Annotated in this window: 18 protein-coding genes; 9 read left to right on the top strand and 9 right to left on the bottom strand. The window is 45.3% G+C overall.

Going from position 1 to position 21,166, the window contains the following annotated elements; genetic code table 11:
• Positions 1-38 precede the first annotated feature (38 nt).
• A complete protein-coding gene (gene hisS, locus NIES593_RS06380; protein WP_073598782.1) occupies positions 39-1,319 on the top strand; it encodes a histidine--tRNA ligase in 1,281 nt (426 codons plus the stop codon).
• Between the two features lie 79 nt (positions 1,320-1,398).
• Complete coding sequence (locus NIES593_RS06375; protein ID WP_073598781.1) at positions 1,399-2,925, top strand: hypothetical protein; 1,527 nt, start codon at positions 1,399-1,401, stop codon at positions 2,923-2,925.
• Positions 2,926-3,367: 442 nt separating this feature from the next.
• On the opposite strand, the gene NIES593_RS06370 is transcribed toward NIES593_RS06375, so the two are convergent.
• Together NIES593_RS06370 and NIES593_RS23955 are read right to left on the bottom strand one after the other, a co-directional pair.
• Positions 3,368-4,204 (bottom strand): methyltransferase domain-containing protein, encoded by an 837-nt coding sequence (locus NIES593_RS06370; protein ID WP_073598780.1) that lies wholly within the window; start codon positions 4,202-4,204, stop codon positions 3,368-3,370.
• A 10-nt stretch (positions 4,205-4,214) separates the two neighbouring features.
• A complete protein-coding gene (locus NIES593_RS23955) occupies positions 4,215-4,391 on the bottom strand; it encodes a hypothetical protein (protein WP_175561050.1) in 177 nt (58 codons plus the stop codon).
• Positions 4,392-4,447: 56 nt separating this feature from the next.
• On the opposite strand from NIES593_RS23955, the gene NIES593_RS06365 reads away from it, so the two are divergent.
• On the top strand, positions 4,448-5,068 hold the full coding sequence (locus tag NIES593_RS06365; RefSeq protein ID WP_073598779.1) for a DUF938 domain-containing protein: 621 nt from the start codon (positions 4,448-4,450) through the stop codon (positions 5,066-5,068).
• A 55-nt stretch (positions 5,069-5,123) separates the two neighbouring features.
• Here the strand turns inward: NIES593_RS06365 and NIES593_RS06360 are convergent, their stop codons facing one another.
• Entirely contained in the window at positions 5,124-5,633 is a 510-nt protein-coding gene (locus NIES593_RS06360; RefSeq protein ID WP_139253639.1) for a GNAT family N-acetyltransferase, read from the bottom strand.
• Between the two features lie 240 nt (positions 5,634-5,873).
• Between NIES593_RS06360 and lysS the strand changes: the two genes are divergently transcribed.
• From lysS to NIES593_RS06340, 4 genes are all read left to right on the top strand, one after another.
• Positions 5,874-7,592: a lysine--tRNA ligase gene (gene lysS, locus NIES593_RS06355; RefSeq protein ID WP_073598777.1), complete on the top strand. Its 1,719-nt coding sequence runs from the start codon at positions 5,874-5,876 to the stop codon at positions 7,590-7,592.
• A 191-nt stretch (positions 7,593-7,783) separates the two neighbouring features.
• On the top strand, positions 7,784-8,866 hold the full coding sequence (locus tag NIES593_RS06350; RefSeq protein WP_073598776.1) for an ABC transporter substrate-binding protein: 1,083 nt from the start codon (positions 7,784-7,786) through the stop codon (positions 8,864-8,866).
• A 27-nt stretch (positions 8,867-8,893) separates the two neighbouring features.
• Positions 8,894-9,985, top strand: a complete 1,092-nt coding sequence (locus NIES593_RS06345; protein WP_073598775.1) for an ABC transporter ATP-binding protein — start codon at positions 8,894-8,896, stop codon at positions 9,983-9,985.
• A 105-nt stretch (positions 9,986-10,090) separates the two neighbouring features.
• The gene (locus NIES593_RS06340) at positions 10,091-10,666 is read left to right on the top strand and encodes a hypothetical protein (protein ID WP_073598774.1); all 576 of its coding nucleotides are present in this window, start codon (positions 10,091-10,093) and stop codon (positions 10,664-10,666) included.
• A 75-nt stretch (positions 10,667-10,741) separates the two neighbouring features.
• On the opposite strand, the gene NIES593_RS06335 is transcribed toward NIES593_RS06340, so the two are convergent.
• The gene (locus NIES593_RS06335) at positions 10,742-11,551 is read right to left on the bottom strand and encodes a squalene/phytoene synthase family protein (protein WP_073598773.1); all 810 of its coding nucleotides are present in this window, start codon (positions 11,549-11,551) and stop codon (positions 10,742-10,744) included.
• 505 nt (positions 11,552-12,056) lie between these two features.
• Here NIES593_RS06335 and NIES593_RS06330 point away from each other — a divergent pair.
• On the top strand, positions 12,057-12,281 hold the full coding sequence (locus tag NIES593_RS06330) for a riboflavin synthase subunit alpha (RefSeq protein ID WP_073598772.1): 225 nt from the start codon (positions 12,057-12,059) through the stop codon (positions 12,279-12,281).
• 201 nt (positions 12,282-12,482) lie between these two features.
• Here the strand turns inward: NIES593_RS06330 and NIES593_RS06325 are convergent, their stop codons facing one another.
• From NIES593_RS06325 to NIES593_RS06305, 5 genes are all read right to left on the bottom strand, one after another.
• Entirely contained in the window at positions 12,483-13,640 is a 1,158-nt protein-coding gene (locus tag NIES593_RS06325; protein ID WP_073598771.1) for a glycosyltransferase family 4 protein, read from the bottom strand.
• A 60-nt stretch (positions 13,641-13,700) separates the two neighbouring features.
• Positions 13,701-15,119, bottom strand: coding sequence for an MFS transporter (locus NIES593_RS06320; protein ID WP_073598770.1), 1,419 nt, complete (start codon positions 15,117-15,119; stop codon positions 13,701-13,703).
• Positions 15,120-15,160: 41 nt separating this feature from the next.
• Positions 15,161-16,018: a DNA repair protein RecO gene (recO, locus tag NIES593_RS06315; protein WP_073598769.1), complete on the bottom strand. Its 858-nt coding sequence runs from the start codon at positions 16,016-16,018 to the stop codon at positions 15,161-15,163.
• A 234-nt stretch (positions 16,019-16,252) separates the two neighbouring features.
• Positions 16,253-16,969 carry a deoxyribose-phosphate aldolase gene (deoC, locus tag NIES593_RS06310; protein ID WP_073598768.1) on the bottom strand — a complete coding sequence of 239 codons (717 nt, stop codon included), beginning with the start codon at positions 16,967-16,969 and terminating at the stop codon, positions 16,253-16,255.
• 124 nt (positions 16,970-17,093) lie between these two features.
• A complete protein-coding gene (locus tag NIES593_RS06305) occupies positions 17,094-19,385 on the bottom strand; it encodes a transglutaminase TgpA family protein (protein ID WP_073598767.1) in 2,292 nt (763 codons plus the stop codon).
• 206 nt (positions 19,386-19,591) lie between these two features.
• Here NIES593_RS06305 and gorA point away from each other — a divergent pair, with 206 nt between their 5' ends.
• A complete protein-coding gene (gene gorA, locus NIES593_RS06300; RefSeq protein WP_073598766.1) occupies positions 19,592-20,944 on the top strand; it encodes a glutathione-disulfide reductase in 1,353 nt (450 codons plus the stop codon).
• Positions 20,945-21,166 lie beyond the last annotated feature (222 nt).

Here is a 21,166-nt window from a genome sequence, read left to right as displayed (position 1 = left end):
AAGCAAAATAATCAGTAATTTTGAAGGTTTATTCCCCAATGGGTGCAATTCAAGCAATACGAGGAACGCGAGATATTCTGCCGGGAGAAATCGGTTATTGGCAGCAAGTAGAAATGGTAGCGGCACAAATTCTCAGCCGGGCGCTTTATCAAGAAATTCGCACGCCAATTTTCGAGCAAACCGAACTATTTGAGCGAGGAATCGGCGAAGCAACCGATATCGTCGGCAAAGAAATGTATACGTTTCGCGATCGCGGCGATCGCTCGATTACCTTGCGCCCCGAAGGAACGGCGGGAGTCGTTCGCTCTCTAATCGAACACAAACTCCTAGCGAGTGGAGGAGTGCAGCGCCTTTGGTATAAAGGCTCGATGTTTCGCTACGAACGTCCTCAAGCAGGTCGCCAGCGACAATTCCACCAAATCGGAGTAGAACTTTTAGGCAGTGCCGATCCTAGAGCAGACGTAGAAGTGATTGCCATTGCTACCGACTTGTTGCAAGCGCTAGGACTGAAAAACCTCAAACTCGATCTTAACTCGGTAGGTAGAGGGGTAGACCGCATCGCCCATCGAGAGGCTTTAGTTAATTATTTCACGCCCTACAAAGATGAGTTGGATAAAGACTCACAAGAACGCTTACATCGCAATCCCTTGCGCATTTTAGATAGTAAGGATGAAAAAACTCAAGCAATCGCTCAAAATGCACCCAAAATTATCGATCATCTCAGCGATGAATCTCGACGGCATTTCGATCGCGTGCAGCAGTTATTAACCGATCTCGGTATCGAATATCAAATCAATCACTGCTTAGTGCGCGGATTGGATTACTACACCCATACAGCTTTTGAGATTAAATCCGACGATTTGGGGGCGCAATCTACCGTTTGCGGTGGCGGTCGCTACGATGGCTTGGTGGCAGAATTGGGAGGACCCGATACGCCTGCCGTGGGTTGGGCAATCGGCATGGAACGCCTGATTTTATTGCTGCAAAAACTCGTCTCAGCACCTGCCCTAGTTCCAGATTTTTATGTTGTCTCGAAGGGAGACTCAGCAGAAGCCCAAGCTTTGATTTTGGCGCAAAAGTTACGCAGTGTTGGATTTAGAGTAGAGTTAGACTTAAGCGGCAGTGCCTTTGGCAAGCAATTCAAACGAGCCGATCGCAGCGGTGCCATAGCTTGTTTAGTCTTAGGAGACTCAGAAGCTCAAAACAACACCGTCCAATTAAAATGGATGGCAACTCAAGTTCAACAAGCGATCGCTCAGGCCGATCTGCTCAGTAATCTAGACAACTTAAAACAAGAAATTGAAAGGCACAAAAACTAGCGAGCGACCGTCATTGACAGCAACCAGTAAACAGCAAGCGAAATCTGACCGCAAGTAACTTTACCGATCCTGATTACTGATGAAGCGCTGGGAGTTCCTCATACAACAAGAAGGCGATCGCGCTTGGCTTTCGGTCAAAGAGCCAACCCTAGAACTTGAAGAAGGCAGATATCGAATTGTCGCCCGCGCCAATCGCGCCAATCTCGATGTCGAAATTCGCATTGCCCATCAAATTGAGGAAAACGGTCGAATTGTGCAACATTGCGATAAGTATTCCCGTCGCACCAACTCGGAAGGATTGGTTACAATTCTTCCCTTGACCGATTTAACGCCCGGCTGTTGGGAAATCCGCTGCCGTGGCGACATAATGTCCGAGTTACTGGGTGAATTCTGGCAGGAGAGCATGCAACTAAAAATCGTTTCTAAACCGCTCGCTAGCAACTGGGAACCTCAATTCCTTCCTCATCCCTCTACCCCTTCCCCTAATCCCTATCTACAGCAGTTAGAACAACTGTTGCGCAACGAGATCGAACCAATGTTGGAAGAAGGCGCTTCTTCCTCAGATGAGACAGACGAAAAAGCCGTTCTTTCTTTTAAATCTCCCTCCTTTGTTTGTTTGGAAGAGGAGAAATCAGCAGAAGCGATCGCGCCCTTATCGCCAGAAGACGGGGACATAGAGACAAAGGGGTTTGCCCAAGAAGAAACGATTGATTCTGTAAAGATAGCTGACTTTCTCTGGCTCAGTTTTGCTAAGATTGCCGCTCAAGAGTTGCAGATCGTCTTGGAGCAAGATACGGTCGTCAGAGGCAAAGGAGAGGCGATCGCGATTTCTGGGCGCATTGAAGCCCTCAACCCCAATTTATCTAAAAATCTAGAGTCGGTTCTTTTAGGCAAGCTGCTTTACGAACTTCGCAACCCGGAAACTGGCGAAATTTGCATCGCCCTGGTTCAATCGCTTCCCGAAACAACTTTGCCCCATGCTTTTAACTGTTGCTTGGAAATCCCCAGCGACTGGGATGTTCCGCTTGCAATCGGAACGGTTATCTTAGAAACGGCTGCTGGTTTTGCTTCCATTCGCGAACCGTTTATCGTGATTACCGAAGCGCAGCAAGCGCCAGCAAAAGTTCAACGTCCAACTAACTACGCGATCGCACTTCCCGACTCTGCCGAGGAACTTTCCCGCACGATTAACTATCTACTTGCCGAAGAAGCCAAAACTCCACCGCTAAATCTAGATTTGCCCGAACCGAGTAAAATGACCAAAAAACTCGAACCCTCCAAATCTCCTTCGGGTCAAATTTTACCGCCAAAGCTTGTTTTCTCTGACGCGATTGAAGAGATTAAACTTCCTCAACTTCCACCCCTTCCCAACCCTCAACCTACCCCCTCGCCAGAAGCGATCGACGATACTCCCGTTGAATCGGGCCAACTCGACTTTTCCGAAAGAAAGATGCTAGAGAAAGCGGATTCGGTAGCGCTTAGCCAACCAACTCTTTCGGTAGAAGAAGCTTTTCAATCTTTGCACTTAGAAGAACGTTTTCTCTTACGCCTCAATTCTATAGCCGAGCAAGCACAAGAAACGGAGGCAAATGTGAGTTCGGAGTAGAATCTCCCCTCGATGTTCTATCACTGCCTTATATTTAAAGTCATCTAAAGACGACTGGATAAATGTCTGAGTCCTTTTTAATGGACTTGATATATGAGATGCTTAATACCATTTTTCATTCATTAATGACAGAGATGGTCGATTGCCCTCACCCTCAACCCCTCTCCCAAACTGGGAGAGGGGAAAAAGATGTCGATCGCGAAAACCTGAAAATTGGTATAATTTATTCCCCGGCGGACTAAAAGATTATTTTTTGTCTGTTGGTTTAACCGACTTTAGCTTTGGGCTAGGGAATTAATTCCCTGACAGACTTCTAATATCAGCTCCATTTAATTAACCATAAATTGCCGTGCGATCGCCAACAGAAGCGAGCAGGATGCTCACAATACCACCAGCTATTTATGGTTATTCAATCGGATTTAATATAACCACTAACCAATAACTAATAACTAACCTTGATTGCTGACGCTCGATAAACGATGATACTGGCGGCGCTTTCTTGTAAATCCGGGATAGAACGAAAAAATTCTAAGCCCGATCCCAATCTTTTTTCATCTTTTCCTAACTTCTCAATCATTTGTGAAATAGTAGGTGCCAGCCAAGCATAAATATATTCAATAAAATCTCGTAGTTTCTGACTATTTTCTCCTTGAAAGTAATGGAAAGCCCAGGGTAAATTTTTGACTCGACTAAATCCAGCTTTTTGCAGCAGTAATCCCAACCTTCTACCGATATAAGGATTGCCTCCTGAATCGAGTAGGAGTTCGCATAGTGCATCTTGTAAATATCGATAATCGGCTGACTCTGGATAAATCAGAATAGTCCGATAATCGGTTTCATTAAGCATAATTGTACCTCCAGGTTTGAGAACGCGATATGCTTCTTGCAAGATGGGTTCTGGATTAGAAATATGTTCTAAAAACCAAATATTATAAATATAATTAAAGCTCTCATCAGTCCAAGGAAGCTGGGAAGCATTGCCAACTTGCAGGTCAACATTTAATAAACCGAGATTTTCTAAATGCTGCCTAGCATAAGCAATTTGCGATGCTTGTAAATCGATCCCCGCTAACTGCAACTGAGGAAAAGCTTGCCCTAACACTCCAAGAACTGCCCCCGCACCGCAGCCAATTTCTAAAATGCGATCGCCTGGTAGAAAATTAACATCTCTGAGAATTAGTTTTTCTCGCCAATACAGCGCTTGCTCTATCAAACGCTGTTGTTCTTCTACTGTATAACCATGAATATAATTTTCAGTTTTATTAGATTGTGCTTCCATATTTAAATTGTTAATCCAGATTTAAATTGTTAATCCAGTCGTTTGCTAAGTGTTCGCTACCTATCAACGTTCCATCGCTGCGGTTTGAATGTAGCGTCCTTTCAAATTCTTGTAATTGAGTCATAAAACCGACCAAGATCTCTCGGTCAGTCGGAACGGCTTCGCGGATATAAAATGTTATATTCACTTTGACTCTATTCAAAGATTATATTTATCTAGTGCCGAAGACTAAAGTAGTGCCCTATGAATACACCGACAGATGCACGACAGTATGCACCTGCCACACAACGCAACCGAGAACCCATTCTAGAAGTCTTATTGCGAGTACTACCTCCTAGTGGCAATATCTTAGAAATTGCTAGCGGAACGGGAGAACATGCTGTCTTCTTAGCACCGCGCCTCAGTCCTCGTCAATGGATTCCCTCTGACCCCAATCCGCTTTTGCTCTCAAGTATCAATGCTTGGCGCGATCGCAATCCATCGGATAACTTACATCCACCATACCAAATAGACGCGCGAGATTCCCTTTGGTCGATTGAAGAGACAGGAATTCCTGTAAACGCAATCGTTAACATTAACATGATTCACATATCTCCTTGGTCGGCTTGTTTGGGACTGATGGCAGGGGCAAATCGCTTGCTGTCTCCCGGCGGCATTCTCTACTTGTATGGACCTTTCAAACGAGGCGGAGAACACACATCCTCTAGCAATCTCGCCTTCGACGGATCGTTACGCGCCCAAAATCCGGAATGGGGAGTCCGCAACCTAGAAGATGTCGCCAAAGCAGCCAATGCCCAAGGCTTAAATTTATTAGAAGTCATTCCCATGCCAGCTAATAATCTATCTGTAGTGTTTCAAAGGTGAATCGTCAGAAGTCGGAAATCTTTAAGAATTCGGAAGTATGTCTCCCGATCCCCCGTCAAAGGTGACGGCGAGGGGTACGATATCCAGACCGTTCGGCTTTATCGCGCTCGTAAGCAATTAATCTGCCATAGTATTCATGTTTGCTTAAATTCATCGACATAAAAATATGTTTGCGAGCATTGCCAAACCCTTTTCGGGCAAAAAACTTAACCGCAGAAACATTTTTAGGATCGGTATCGGCTAGCATATAGCGAACGCCATCTTCAATCATGCGTTCTATCAATTTATCCACCAGTTTGTCAGCAACTCCCCGACGCTGGAAATTCTTGTCCACTCCTAACCAAATAATATAGCCGTAAGTCCAGGCTGCTTTGCTGATAATCGTTCCCAAGATGAAACCTGCCAACTGTCCGTCTACCTTCGCGACTAAACAGTATTCAGGGTCGGTATTGTAAAGTCCAATGACTTCCCACTCATCCCAAGTGCGATAGAGATAGGGATATAGTTCGCTAGTGAACAAACTTTCTCCGAGATGAAAGACAGGCGAGAGATCGTCAATCGTCATATCGCACACTTCGATAGTGCAAGGCGAATTCGATGTTAAGTTGGAATTGGTCTCGGAATCAGCGTTCATAAATCAAAAAATTAAAGGAACAATTATTATCTAGAAGAAGCTGTATAATGACAGAGCATTTTAGTCGATAGGAGTAAAAATCGACTATAATTAGATTATCCATTTTGCTCCGAAAAAAGGCAAAAAACTGTTAAATCTATTCCCAATAAAGTTTGTTAACTATTGATAACCATGAGTTCAGATCGCTCCCAAGAATCACAGCAGCATTCTACCCTAGATGAAATTCGCGCTACACGTCTTGAAAAAGTCGAACAACTAAAAAAATTGGGATTGAATCCTTATGCTTATAAATGGGAAGCGACTCATCGCGCAGCAGAATTACAGGATAAATATGCAGACCTTGGCAATGGAGAAGAAGTCGAAGTAAAAGTCTCTGTTGCAGGTCGAATTATGGCTCGTCGAATCATGGGAAAAATTGCGTTTTTCAATCTCCAAGACGAGACAGGAACTATTCAACTTTATTTGGATAAAAAAAGAATTCAGGAAACGATGGCAGAGATTCCTAATGCCTTTAATACCCTGATCAAACTAACAGATACTGGAGATATTTTAGGAACAAAAGGAACGATAAAACGGACAGAAAAAGGCGAACTTTCTGTTTATGTCAGCGAATATGCAATTCTGACGAAATCCTTGTTGCCTTTGCCAGATAAATGGCATGGATTGACCGATACAGAAAAGCGCTATCGCCAGCGTTATGTCGATCTCATCGTCAATCCCGAAGTCAGACAAACCTTCCGCCGTCGCGCTCAAATTACTGCTTCGATGCGTCGCTATTTAGAACAACAAGGATTTCTGGAAATAGAAACTCCCGTACTGCAAAGCGAAGCAGGCGGTGCGGAAGCACGTCCTTTTATTACCTATCACAATACCCTAGACATGGATTTATACCTCCGCATCGCGACGGAATTGCATCTGAAGCGATTGATTGTCGGCGGATTTGAAAAGGTATTTGAACTCGGACGCATTTTCCGCAACGAAGGGGTTTCTACTAAGCACAATCCTGAATTTACTTCTATCGAAGTCTATCAAGCCTACGCCGACTATAACGATATGATGGCGCTGACGGAGGATATTATTACTAATGTAGCCCAAGAAGTTTTAGGCACTTTAAAAATTAATTATCAAGGACAAGAAATCGATCTGACGACTCCCTGGCGGCGAGTAACTATGCACGAGTTAGTGCAGGAAAAAACGGGGGTAGATTTCGCATCATTTAAAACATTGGATGAGGCAAAAACAGCAGCGACAAAAGCAAGCATTGAAATTCCAGAAGATTGCGATTCTATCGGAAAACTTCTCAACGAAGCTTTTGAACAAAAGGTAGAAGAAAGCTTAATTCAACCAACTTTTGTCATCGATTATCCAGTTGAAATTTCACCGCTAGCCAAACCCCATCGTTCCAAACCCGGATTGGTGGAACGGTTTGAATTATTTATCGTCGGACGGGAAACGGCGAATAGTTTTTCTGAGTTAACCGATCCTATCGATCAACGGGAAAGATTGGAAGCCCAAGCAGCCCAAAAAGCAGCAGGCGATCTAGAAGCGCACGGTGTCGATGAAGATTTCCTAGCTGCATTGGAATATGGAATGCCGCCCACTGGTGGCTTAGGAATTGGTATCGATCGCCTGGTAATGTTATTAACCGATTCTGCTAGCATTCGCGACGTAATCGCCTTCCCACTCCTCAAAACTCACAGTGCCGTTATTAAATCCTTCGACTACGATTCAAAACAGAAAATTCTGAAAGTTGAATTTGCTAGCGGCAGCATCTACAAATATCACGACGTTCCCGAATCAATCTACAAGGAGTTGCAAAATGCTCCTTCAAAGGGTCAGTATTTTAACGCTCAAATTCGAGATAAATTTGGCTTCGATCGCGAGGTATAAGTAGGGGGAGCATCCCAAATAGGTAATTATAGTGCGAGCAAGACAGCTTCGCGCCCCTCCTGCGATCGCGATTGTAAAATTCCTTAATATTAGCAACGAGTTTAATTCTGCTGACATTAAGGGGCGATCGCGATCGCCATAGCTCTTTTTGCTTTATCATGTCAATCGATAATATTGACAACTGCGAATCAATGAAAAAGATATTTATCTTTCTGCTTCTCTTTATTGTTGGCGTAACTTTACCCTTTGGTTGTGCGGCAAACCAATCTAACTTTAGGGGGGGAAATAATAGCCAAGAAAACGTTCTCAGTGTCTACAATTTTTCAACCTATATCGATCCGGCAATTATTAAAGAATTTGAGCAAAAATATAGCGCCAAAGTCAAATATGACACCTACGAAAGCATGGACGATCTCTATGCCAAGCTCAAACCAGGCAATCCCGGCTATGATGTAATTTTTCCCAGCGATTACATGGTAACGATTATGGGAAAAGAAAATTTAGTCGAGGAATTCAACCTAGCCAATATCCCCAATATTAAAAATCTCGATCCGAAGTTTCTTAAAGCTCCTTTCGATCCAGAAAATAAATATAGTCTTCCCTATCAATGGGGAACGATGGGACTCGGATACAACATTCAAAAAACTGGCGGCGAGATCGATAGCTGGGCAACGGTTTTTGACCCTAAATATAAAGCAAAAGTCGCCTTGATGGACGAATTGCGAACGATGATGGGCGCAATCTTAATCTACCTAGGCTACGATGCCAATACGACTAATCCCGACGAGATAAACAAAGCTAAAGATTTTCTGATTCAACATAAAGATAACATTGCCGCTTTTGCACCGGATACGGGTCAAATGCTCCTCGACCAGGGGGAAGTTGATATTGCCGTCGAGTGGAACGGCGATATCTTCCAGATTATGGAAGAAAACCCGAATATCCGTTATGCAATCCCTAAAGAAGGAACGGTCATTTGGATGGATAATATGAGTATTGCTAAGGGCGCTCCTCACAAAGAATTAGCCGAGAAATTCATCAACTTTCTCCTCGAACCCGAAGTGGGTGCTAGGATTTCTAATTTTGTCAAATATGCTACGCCAAACAAAATGGCATTAGAAAAAGGTTTAATTAACAAAGAAGATTTGAAGAATCCAGGAATTTACCCATCGGCTGAGACATTTAACAAAATGACTTTTATTAAAGATGTTGGCGAAGCTAATCAACTATACGACCAAGCTTGGACGGAAATCAAAGCCGAAATTGGCGGGTAAATTTTAGATTTCAAATAGGGGGTGAGAATGCAAGCAGTTGAGTTAGTAGAAGTTTCTAAGTCTTTTACGAGTTCTCGACACAAGGAATTTTTGGCGGTAGACCGACTAAATTTGCAAATTGCTCAAGGGGAGTTTTTCTCGCTGTTGGGACCTTCTGGATGCGGGAAAACGACAACCTTGCGAATGCTAGCCGGGTTTGAGTTACCTACGTCGGGAGACATATATATATACGGCGAACCGATGGAACAACTGCCTCCCTTCCACCGTCCTGTCAATACGGTTTTTCAGAATTATGCTCTTTTTCCCCATTTAACCGTTGCCCAAAACGTTGCCTTCGGACTAGAAATGGAAAAATTGCCTCGCGCTCAAATTCGCAGCCGAGTGGCAGAGGCGTTGGAAATGGTCAAGTTGAACGGACTGGAAAAACGCTATCCTCGCCAACTATCGGGAGGACAGCAGCAACGAGTAGCGCTGGCGAGAGCGCTTGTCAAGCAACCGAAGGTATTGCTACTAGACGAACCGCTAGGCGCTTTGGATTTAAAGCTGCGTAAAGAAATGCAAATAGAATTAAAGCACTTGCAGCAGCAGGTGGGCATTACTTTTATCTATGTCACCCACGACCAAGAAGAAGCCTTAACCATGTCCGATCGCATGGCGGTGATGTCAGAAGGTAAAATTTTACAAGTAGGAGAGCCGATCGAAATCTACGAAGAACCCAATTCCCGCTTCGTTGCCGATTTTATTGGAGAAACGAATCTGTTGACGGGAAAAATTATAGAACAACAGGGCGAGCAAGCCATTGTCCTAGTCGATGAAACTCTGCCAATCAAAGTATCCTATCGCGATCGCCTCTCAGTAGGACAGATAGTTACGATCGTCATTCGTCCCGAAAAAATCGCAATTTCTTCCCCCCAAGAAGGCGATCGATCCGGTTGGCTGGCAAAAGTAGAAGAAGCGGTTTATATTGGAACGGATACGCGCTATTTGGTTCGCTTGACCGAACAAACGGTAATTACTATTCGCCAACAAAATTTGCATCGCAGTCGCATCCATTTTTATCAACCCGGAGAAAACGTTCAAATTAATATCTCTCCAGACAATATGCGTCTGATTCTCTAGTTCCAACAAATCATTCTTCTTTAGTTCGGAATCGAAGCCAATAACCGTGTAGTTACTTCTGCCAAGCTGCTACTAGATCGTTAAAACTGAAGGATTCGTTCCATCATGACTAACCAACCGATACGCCATATCAAATCCGAAGATTCTCTCGATCGCTTTGCCAGAGAATTTCTAGAAGTGCTGCTACAAGATGAAGCTTGCTATCTTTGGAATCCAGCCGAACCCGAAACCGAAGCTTACTTTGAAAGATTAGAACAAAATTTTTCTCTTCTAGACTCCCTAGATTCAGAAGAAATCGCCCCCCAAGCAGAAAAGTTTTATGATTGTCTGCATCAGTGTTGGGAATCGGCAGAAATTCTTCAAGCTAAGCAATCAATCCTGCAAAGATTCGGTCATCTAGTTCCCTGTGATTGGATAGATGCGATCGCCGAACAAGCCGCTCGTCTTATTGCTGAAAATCTTTCTCCCATCGAGCGCTTGGTAGCGTGCGTCAACCCCCTACTATCGAACTGGGGAGAAGAAGACTTACAAGTTTTTGCTCGTCCTTTAGTCTATACCATGCGCGGCGACAATGGCGTTAAAGTTGCGCCTTGGGACGAACTATCCGAGATTGAAAAAGTACGTCTCACCATGAAGATCGCTCAGGAAGTTTTAACCGAGTTACAACAGACTAACCAATAATAAATTAATTATATTATATTATATTATGAATTCTGAATTTTCAATTATTCATAATTCAGAATTCATATTTTTTTATCAATGCGTTGCCCGTTCGACAAGCGTCAAGACATCGCTGCGACTTAATTTATCTTTCCCCAGGGCTAAAACCTCTAAGGTGCCATGAGCCAATGTCAAGGGAATTTTACAAAAGTCGAGTGCCGGACCGGGAGGAAGAGCATTTGTGTATCCTTCTGCCAGCTTTAAGTTGCGACGCGCATAGGCATGCATCTCTTCGTCGCGCCAACCATCGGGAAAGAAATTCACGTCTCGACTGAGATCCTCGCTGCGGTTGCGGATAATGTTAACTGCCTGTAAGCCTCGACCAAAACCGATCGCACAGGTGCGATCGCTGCGAGTTCCATCGTACCACGCCCACAAGTCCGACAACAGCAAACCAACTGCCCCAGCTACACTGAAAGTATAGCGATCTAGATCCGATTCTGTATGAATTTCCCAGTTGTTCTCAGCCCAGTACGCCATTCGATCTGCCATGGCTGCCGTTGCATCCCAAATGCGCGGCGCGATGGTTTTAGGCGCGAGTAATGCCCATTCTCCAATGCGAAGAGTCACCTCCGGCAGGAGGATGTAGTCGGCTAACCCAGCCGAAAAATGCTCGATCGCGCTGCCATCGGTACCAGCTTGTAAGTTAAGGCTAATTCCGCGCAACAGCCTGGCTTTGGTAACATTATCTAGCTCTGGGCAATCTTCTATTTCATCGATGGCACGCATGCACAGATAAGCCGAAGCCACTGCTTCCTGGAGTTTTGACGGCAGAAGGTTAATAGGGATATAAAACGTTCTACTCGTTTGTTTGAGAACTTCTAGAGCATTATCGCGTAAATTCATTCAGTTATCTCCTCACGCCCACTTGTGCTTGGGTATACATTCGCGATGCGATGGATTCAGACTATGCTAAATTTTTACATCTTAAGAGAGTGATAGGTAAACTTGATTTTTTTATGGCTAATTTGTAGCATCAAATCATACACTGTTTCAGCCTACTTTTTCTATAACCTACCTAACTTCTTTTTGATTTTTTGGCTCGACTATTGCGATCGCCTGCCAGTGGCTATCTGGGTTAAAAGCGCATTTCGAGAATTTTGTTACCGATCTATCGCTTTTGGTATCTATCACAAAAAAGCTTTATGTCAAGGGAAATTTCACTAAAAATTGTATTAGTCAAAACTTGTTGACTAAGGATTGACACTTGGGTAAAAAATTATATATATTTACTAAATGGGCTTTAAAAAATATCGCTATAGCTATCGGCAAGCATCGAAACGCGAGATAGAACGAGCGATATTTAAAGCGAAGAAACGCACTTGATATATGCGTCAAAAGGAACACTGCAATGCTTGTGCTTTCACTAATTACTCTAGCTATCGCATCGGTTGCAGCTTTTGTGAGTTTCAACACTAGAGAGGAGGTTGTTAAGGCAGCCATGGGGTTTACGGCCGTAATCTTCTCCTTTTTAACGCTCTTGCTTGCTCCCTGGGCGCTTAAGCTAGCAATTGTTGCCATTCCTCTAGCGCTCGACAGAATCAACAACTGGTCAACCGAAAAATCGATTAATTAGAATTTCAAGCAAAAATAGCGGCGATCTCGCCAGTTTCCAAGACAAGACGAAAGACAACGCAGCGCTACAAACGAAGCGATAGTTCTTTTTTATTTTTCCTCAAACGCAGCTTTAGCAAGTCAAAAAGGCTTTTGAGTAGGGCAAGCAAAAGCGGCAAGGACACGACATCAACTCCCGTGTCCTTATTTGCTATCAAACAAATTAAGTTAACTTGTCGAGTAAACGAGATTGTCTATCGTCGAGTACATCAGCATAAAGTTTTTCCAGCTTGGTGATATTGTGACAAAGAGTATAGCGTTCCAACACTCGCTCTCTGGCCTTTTTCCCCAACAGCTTAGTAATTTCTGGATGATCTTGAAAGAGTGGAAGCAGGGTTTTTAATTGAGTCGTGACCCCCTGAGTCTTGATAATGACCCCTGCACCATCTTCTAAGACTTCCCCATCCGCACCGGCATCAGTAGCAATACAAGCGATTCCACAAGCCATCGCCTCCAACAGAGAGAGAGACAATCCCTCCACCAGTGAGGGAAGGATAAATACGTCTGCCGCCCGCAAAATTTCGATGCGTCGATATTCCTCAGCGACGAATCCAAGCCAGATGATACCGCATTCTTCATTGTAGAAGGGTCTTAAAGCGGCTGTAAGCGGTCCATCCCCAACGATAAGTAATTTGCTATCTCGATTCATATTCGAGTGCTTCCAAGCCTTTAAGAGGGCTTCTACGTTCTTTTCTGTAGAAATACGACCCAAATAAACAAATAGGCGTTCGGCATCGAAGCGAGACTTGAGATCGGAGACTCCCGGAGAGTATTTCTGTACGTCAACGCCGTTGGGAATCACTGCCAGCTTTGCCCGTGGCACGCCTAATTTAACGAGTAAATGTTGTTGCAGGCGCGAAAAAACTATCGTTTTGTCATAGTTGGCAAGAAAAGGCGCATAAAGCTGATAGGTCAAAAACTGAGTACTAGATTTGAGGTTGCGAAGCTTGCTATCAAAGGGAGGATGAAAAGTCGCAATCAGAGGTAAATTCAGTTCTTCGCAAATTTCTGGCAGCCGAAAATCCAAAGGAGAAAGCGTTAGAGAAGCGTGTACTATGTCGGGTTTGAGTTTCGCAAGCGCTTGCGTTAAAACTTTACTCGATTTTGGAGTCGGAATCGTATAAACCTGAGACTTGTAGAAAAAGGGAAGAACGACTTCGGGGCAAGCGGGCCAGCCTTGGTCGCTAGATTCCGATTCTTCTTGAGCAAAATGAAGAAAACTGACTTGATAGCCGCGATCGAGCAGAGCATTGGTAACTTCTCTACCATAGGTAACGTTTCCGCAAAAGGGAGATTTTTTTCCCAGCCAAGCAATATGCATTCAGTTGACGATCTTAGGAAGAAATTAGATACCTTAACGAAGATTAAGAATATCTGACAACTAACCTCCCCATCTGTCAACTTTAGATGACTTTACAGATTCCAGACGAGCAACATACCAACTTAAGATTCCTCCAGCCCCAGTCAGGGCTGCTAAAGCCAAGAGAACGGGTTGCAAACCCAAAAACGTCTCTGCGACCCCTGCCACAGCCAACGGTAATGATAGAGCAATATTGACCGCATTGTTTTCTAAGCCAAAAACCTTGCCTCGCATATCGGGAGGCGTTTCTGCCAACAGTGTCGTTTGCATCGGCACTCCCACCAAAGCGGCAAAAGCTCCCAACAAAGTTGTCATCGCTAGCGCTAGCCAAAGGCTTTTCGTTGCGACGGACAAACCGATCAAAGAGGCAGCCATTCCCATCGACCCCCAAAGGCTCAATTGAGCGTTGGCAAATCGTTGACCCCAATAAGCCAAGATAGCGGCATTGATTGCCAGTCCGACGCCGCCAGCCGCCAGTAAGAAACCGAATTGGTCGGCTTTCATTGCCGGAATGATTTCTGCCATCCGCACTGCCAAAACGGACAAAGCAGCAAACACGGAAAAGAGAATGACCAACTGAATTAAAGCATTGCGAACGCGATGATTTTCTTGTAGGTAGCGCACGCCATCTAAAATGTCGTCAAAAATGTGGGGGGGTTCCGGGCGGAAATGTTCCGATTTTTCTCCAGTTCTCAAAAAGAGTAAGATTAATCCGGCAATGATATATGCGCCGCCTACGACCAAAACTTTACCAAAATTCCAGGATGCCGCCGACGTTCCCAAAAGGCGATCGGCGATCGCTAACAAAGGCTCTCCGATCGCAAACCCCACGATCAAGACTGCCATTGTCGTCGTGGTATTGAGGGAATTTGCCGCCAATAGGTGGCGATTTCTGACAACTAATGCTAGGGTAGCCTGTTCTGCTGGCGCAAAAAACTGAGTTAAGGTAGAAACCAAGAAAGTAACGACCAACAAAATTAAAAATCCGACTGGCAAATCCATCCAGGTTTTTATGTCCTGAGAAAACCACAATAGAGTCGGCACGATTAAGACCAGAAAACCGCGTATCAGATTAGAAACGACCAGGACTCCTTTTTTAAACCATCTATCTACATAAACCCCCGCTAGAGAACCAAACAACACGGCAGGAATAGTATTGGCGATCATAATTGCCGATACCCAACCGCTAATTGGTTGACCGACTGCTTTAAAGTGACTGTCAATGAAGGCAATCATCAACACCAGATAAAACTTATCGGCAAGCTGAGAAAAGATTTGACCTCCCCAGAGAGTCAAAAAGCGGGGATTTCTCAGCACGGGGGCAAACCCCTGACTGGAAGGTTGACGCGATGAATAGAGTGGTCGGCGATCCATAGATATAGACGACGGGCGAGGGTTGTCAGAGGGAGTTTCGTTCTGGTTCGATTCGGAGACTTGCATTCTCGATAAAGATCTTTACTAAAGAGATTTTAAGCGAATAGTTAAAATTCTAAGGGAGATAAAGCATCGACTAGGCTCGCAGAGCGAAAAGAACGACCAAAATGATACTGAGCGTAATCCCTTAAAAGGTGCTCTACCTTCACCCAAGCTACATCTAGCGGTAGCTTCAGAGATTCTGCCGCCAGAATTTGAGACGGATCTGGCAAGGATTTAACTCCCAAATGTTGCAGTATACTTAGTTCTAAGGCGCCCAGCTTCGCATTGACCTTGGGCAGAAAAGCCTCAGAGGCATCGGTTAGAGTTTGAGTTGCAGTTCGAGCGATCGCTCCCCGAACGGATAAATTAACCAGTCCGCCGCTTTCAAAACTAAATCCTACTCGCCAACGCGGGTCGCTAAACTGAGGAGTCAGAGATTTTTGGGTCAGACAGCAGCGATGGACTTCCGGGGCAATTCCCGCGATCGCCAGCAAGTGAAAAACGGCTTGAGCTAGATAAGCGACGAGGTTGCTAGAATTGGCAAATTGTTCGATGCGGCGCAAATGTTCGTTGAGCAATTCGTAGAGTTCTGCTTGGGGTTGCTCGCTGAGGGCAAGACAGAGTACTAATTCGGCTAAGTACTGACTGGCAGTGAGTTTGCCCAGATCGCGACTCAAGCGCGGATAGGATTCTAGGGTTTCTGCTTGAGTAATTTTATCGAGCGATCGCCCTTTGGCAATTAATAATTGATTGACGACAAACAACTCGCTTCTGCCCCGCAGCTTCGATTTATGCTTTCTTGCCCCCGGCGCAACAGCCCGTATCAAGCCGAATTCTGGCGAAAGAATCGTCAAGAGGCGATCGGTTTCCCCTAGCGGCATTCCTTTAAGAATAATTCCGGTGGCTTGATAAGTTCGAGTCATCGACCGTTGGATAAAAAGATTTTCGATTTTGGTCGCCGTTGTGCTGGAAGTGCAAGGTACTCCGCCGTAGACGACGCAGCCTGCTGAAAAGTCCTTCGTCAATTCCAGCGGCGTGCGGCGACTGCTCAGACGCAGATTTTGGATTGGGGATTAGTTAGTAGTTAGGTGGTTAGTCGTTAATTGTCTCTCCACACTCCCAACTCTCCCCACACTCCCCACACCCCCTGTCTCCCTCTACTCCCTCTCCTGGGTCCTCCGTCCTCTGCTCTCCGTTCTTAAAACGCCTCCTTCTTCTTGCTGTCGAACGAGATCGACTCCGCGAGAAGTTCCCAGCCGAGTCGCCCCAGCAGATATTAATTCTAAAGCTTGTTCGAGAGTGCGAATCCCCCCAGAAGCTTTGATTCCTATCTGTCCTTTAGTAATATTATGGAGGAAACGAACGTCAGCAACGGTAGCCCCACCAAACCAACCCGTATTCGTCTTTAGATATCCTACTCCAGCATCCATACAAATTTCAGCAGCTAGCCGTTTTTCTGTCTCGGTAAGGAGCGCAGTTTCTAAAATAGCTTTAACCGTTTTTCCAGTTTCCTCGCAGATAGAAGCGATTTCACGATAGATTTCCTCCGATCGCCCCGCTTTTAACCAGCCTAAATTAATAACGACATCGAGTTCGGTTGCGCCATTTTCGACAGCTTCTTGCGCTTCGTAAAGTTTAACGGCTGAGGTGGTCGCCCCGGTAGGAAACCCAATGACGGTGCAGATTTGCGTTCGTTTTCCATGCAGCAGTTCGGCTGCTTGTCTCACAGCAGTCGGATACACGCACACTGCCGGAAAATGAAAGCGATCCGCCTCGGCACAACACTGTTCTACTTGTTCGGGGGTAGCTGTAGGATTGAGCAATGCATGGTCGATATAGTTGGCGATATCAATTTCCGAACTTGCTACAGTCATCGTCGCTTCTCCTAAAGGACTCCCTGTTCAATTGTTGCAGAATTTACATAGCTTTAGCGCAGGAAAAAACAGAAGAAGGTTATTTGTCAACAAGAGCATTTTCATCAAAATACTTAATACATACTTAAATATCAACTGAAGTAACTCTCCTCAAACTCCGAATCAATACGTTGAGTTGCTGGCGAAGGTAAACGAGATTTTGTCCTTGTTCGCCATAGCGCCAGCGCACGTATGCCTGAGAGATTTCCTCAATAATTTCAGCTGCAGCAGAAGAGTAGTTCTGCTCGATCGCGCGGGCGTATTCTAAGGGAGTTTGGGCGGGATGCTTGGGATAGCCTTTCGCCTTTAACTCCTCCAGCATCTGCCGATACAGCCTCTCCATTGGCGGTAACTTGGCCAGACGACGACGATACCTCCAACGCCTCACTTGGTTGAAGCCTAGCCATCCAAAAAATCCTAACGCGATCGCCGCAATAATACCCACCAGCACGCCGATGAGACTGCCAGAAATGAAGCGCCACAACCCGCCCAGAATTCTCAAGAATCCCCCAAGAATTTCGCCCCACAAAATGCTCATAAAACTGACGATTGGAGACGGCAACCAACTGGCTACCCAGTTCCACAACTGTTTGAGAACGCTGAAGGTTTGGTCTTCTTCAAAGGATGGGGGAATCAATTCGTGCCCCGGAATCGGATCGAAGGCGAACCAGCCGTGATTGGGAAAATAAACTTCCGTTAGGGCATAGGCATCGGTATTGCGAACGATATAGTATCCTGTAAACGGATTGAACTGTCCGGGCGCAAACCCTACCGCTAATCTTGCCGGAATGCCCAGAGAACGCAGCATTACCGTCAAAACCGTAGAAAAGTGGTCGGGATAGCCGCCTTGGTAGCGAAAAAGAAAGGCTGTAACTAAATCTTCTTTTTCTGCCAAAAATGGTAGTTCTGGTTGAATTTGATAGTTTTGCTTGAGTGCTTGCGCCAAAAAGAGAGATTTTTCGTAGGCAGAAGTCAGGGAGTTAGGCGATTTCGCCAGGAGTTCTTCGGCTTTTTGTCGTATTTTGTCTTTAATTTCGGGCGGAATTTGCAGATAGGAATCCTGAATCTTTTTGGGATAGTTTTCTGAAGCACGACCCAAAAGAGTACGATCGCGGTAGGGCACTTGAGAGATTACGGTATAGGTTGCTCCTTCCATCAATCCAGCTGGCGATCGCAAGCTTCCTTCAGGATCGATGGCAATCTCTTTTGTTGGGAAGAAAACGTATTTTGGATACGATAGCGCGGGAATGATATTGGGCAATTCTGAAACCACCGTGTAACTCTGAATCACCTGTTTTGTCCTGCCGCGAGTTAGCGGGGGCGAAATCAAAAACCGATAGGACCAGCGAGAACGCTGAATGTCTTGGAGTTGGTCTTTGCGGGAGATTTCCCATCCCTGTCCCGTATAGCGATCGAAGGACATAACCCGCCAAAATCCGGGCGCTTGGGAACGAACTCGCATGACAATTTCGGATTCCATTTCTCCGCGCAGATTTTGGTTCATTTGGCTGTTGAAGCCATAATAATACTTGCGATCGATTTCACCTGCGCCTTGTTGTTGGGTTGTGCCTCCTCCTGCGCCAGTTTCTCTCGCTTTCCCTTCTCGCACGTAACCGGGATTGACAATATCGCGGTTTTCGCCATCAAAACTTCGATCTTGCATATCTACCGGACTGCTGACGGGAAAGGTTTGTAGCTGATAGCCTGGAAAGCGAGGCATAAGGGCAAAGATCGTTAGCCCTACCGCGATAATGACGACTAGAAAAAGGAGAAGGCGTTGAGGAGAAAGGGGAGAGAAAGAAGAGGACGCAGGTAAAGTAAGCTTAATCTTCTCAAGACCGAGACGGGAGCGATAGTCTAGGATTAGAGTAGGAAGCGCGATCGCCAGAAAAACGATTAGCCAAGGGGCAAACGCCAAGGTTTGAGATACCGTTCCTGCTACCCCTAACAAAATTAAGCCGATGACCATCGAATAGCCCAAGTCCTTGCGCCGAGGCAGATCGAAGCTGTGCAAAACTTGGAGTTGAACGAGTAATTCAGCCAGGGAGATGCGACTGTCGCTTAAATTGACGACCAAATTTCCCAAAAAAACGACTAACACCACCATCATTCCGATGGCAATTAAAAATTTAGCGGTAATATTGCGCTTCCGTCGTCGATACCAACTCCAGGTTGCCCCTACAATACTCAAAGGTACTGCCCACCAACTCATTTGAGTTTCAGCAGCTATGTCGGTAGCAATAATTCCAACAATGACTAAAGCTTGTACCAAAACCCGCAGTAGAATCGATTCTTCTGTCTTGGGTGGCGGCATGTCTTCCAGTCGCTGCCGGATTTGCTGAAAAAACGGTAGCTGTCGTAGCGATCTATTAACCATAGCTTGAGAAACAAAGCGGGGGGAGAAGCCAAAATATGTTTAATTTAAATTTTGCAGTATTTTTGCTATTTGTTTATCAGCAAATACCTTGAATGTAAATCACTTATTTGATTTACTCAATATTCAAGTTCGAGAATTTTGTCTGGTAGAGAATAGAGACTAACAAAGTAGACTAGAAAAGACCGAGCGAGGGAGTCGATTGAATTATGAGTTATGATTTCGATCTATTGGCGATCGGCGGCGGTTCTGGAGGAATTGCTGCTGCCAGACGCGCCGCAGAATACGGTGCCAAAGTTGGTATTGCAGAATTCGATCGCTTGGGAGGAACGTGCGTCAATCGAGGTTGCATCCCCAAAAAGCTAATGGTATACGCATCCCATTTCCCCGATTATTTCCAAGATGCACAGGGATATGGGTGGAGTCCGGTGCATAGTACCCTCGACTGGACAAAGATGATAGCCGCCGTCAACCAGGAATTAGACCGCCTCAACGGGGTTTATCAAAGAATGCTAGACAATGCCAAGGTGAAACTGTTTAGAGGATATGCTCGCTTTCTCGACCCTCACACGCTCGAAATTGGAGATACTAAGGTAACGGCAGATAAGATCTTAATTGCCGTCGGCGGTCATCCCATCAGACCCGATATTCCGGGGAGCGAACATACGATCGTCTCGGACGATATGTTTCGCCTCAAAGAACAACCCAAACGAATCGTTATTATTGGCGGTGGCTATATTGGCGTAGAATTCGCTTGCATCATGAATGGGTTAGGTTCCGAGGTGACGCAGATTATTCGCCGAGAGAAGATTTTGCGGGGATTTGATGAAGATCTTCGGTCTTGCGTTCAGGAGGCGATGGAGAAGCATGGGATCCGCATCGTGACCAATAGTACGCCGACGGCGATAGAAAAGACCTCCGAAGGATTGAAAATACACATAGAAAACGACAATGCCTCTGAAATTGTCGTCGCTGATGCCGTGAGTTTGGCGGCAACGGGACGCAAACCCAATTTGGCAAAGCTGGGTTTAGAAAATGCTGGCGTAGAAGTGAGTAACGGCGCGATCGCGGTCAATCAATACAGTCAGACTTCTTGCGAACATATCTATGCTGTAGGCGATTGTACCGATCGCATCAATCTGACTCCCGTTGCTATCAATGAAGGTCGCGCCTTTGCCGATACCCACTTTGGCGGCAAATCTCGCGTGATGAGTTATGAGAATATTCCCTCGGCAGTCTTTAGCACCCCAGAAGCAGCAACCGTAGGGTTAACCGAAGCAGAAGCTAGGGAAAAATACGGCGATGATGCCATTAAAATCTATCGCGCTAAGTTTCGTTCTACTTATTACACCCTGACTGGCAAAGATGAAAAAACGATGATGAAATTGGTGGTCGATCGCAATACAGATAGAGTCTTGGGAGCACATATGGTTGGCGACAATGCCGCCGAGATTATCCAGGGAGTTGCGATCGCCGTAAAAATGGGCGCGAAAAAATCTGACTTCGATGCTACAGTTGCCATTCACCCCACCGCCGCCGAAGAATTTGTCACCATGCGGTAAAAACCAGTCAAACCAATTCGCAATTCGCAAAAGTTCGGAAACGCGATCGCATTTCTTGATAAAAAAATATTGCAGCCCGAAAATCAATTTTCGGACTAATAGCCTAAGCCCTCTCAAGAGGGCTAAACGCTAAGTGGTTGCTCCATAAGGAGCGGGTGTCATGTTGAGCGAAGTGAAACATCTCAATGCATTAGGTTAACAACCCAGATTCTTCGTTATGTT

Source organism: Hydrococcus rivularis NIES-593 (assembly GCF_001904635.1).
GTDB classification, from domain to species: Bacteria; Cyanobacteriota; Cyanobacteriia; order Cyanobacteriales; family Microcystaceae; genus Hydrococcus; species Hydrococcus rivularis.
The sequence above is the reverse complement of the archived record's forward strand: the minus strand, read 5'-3'. Positions and strand labels throughout refer to the sequence as shown.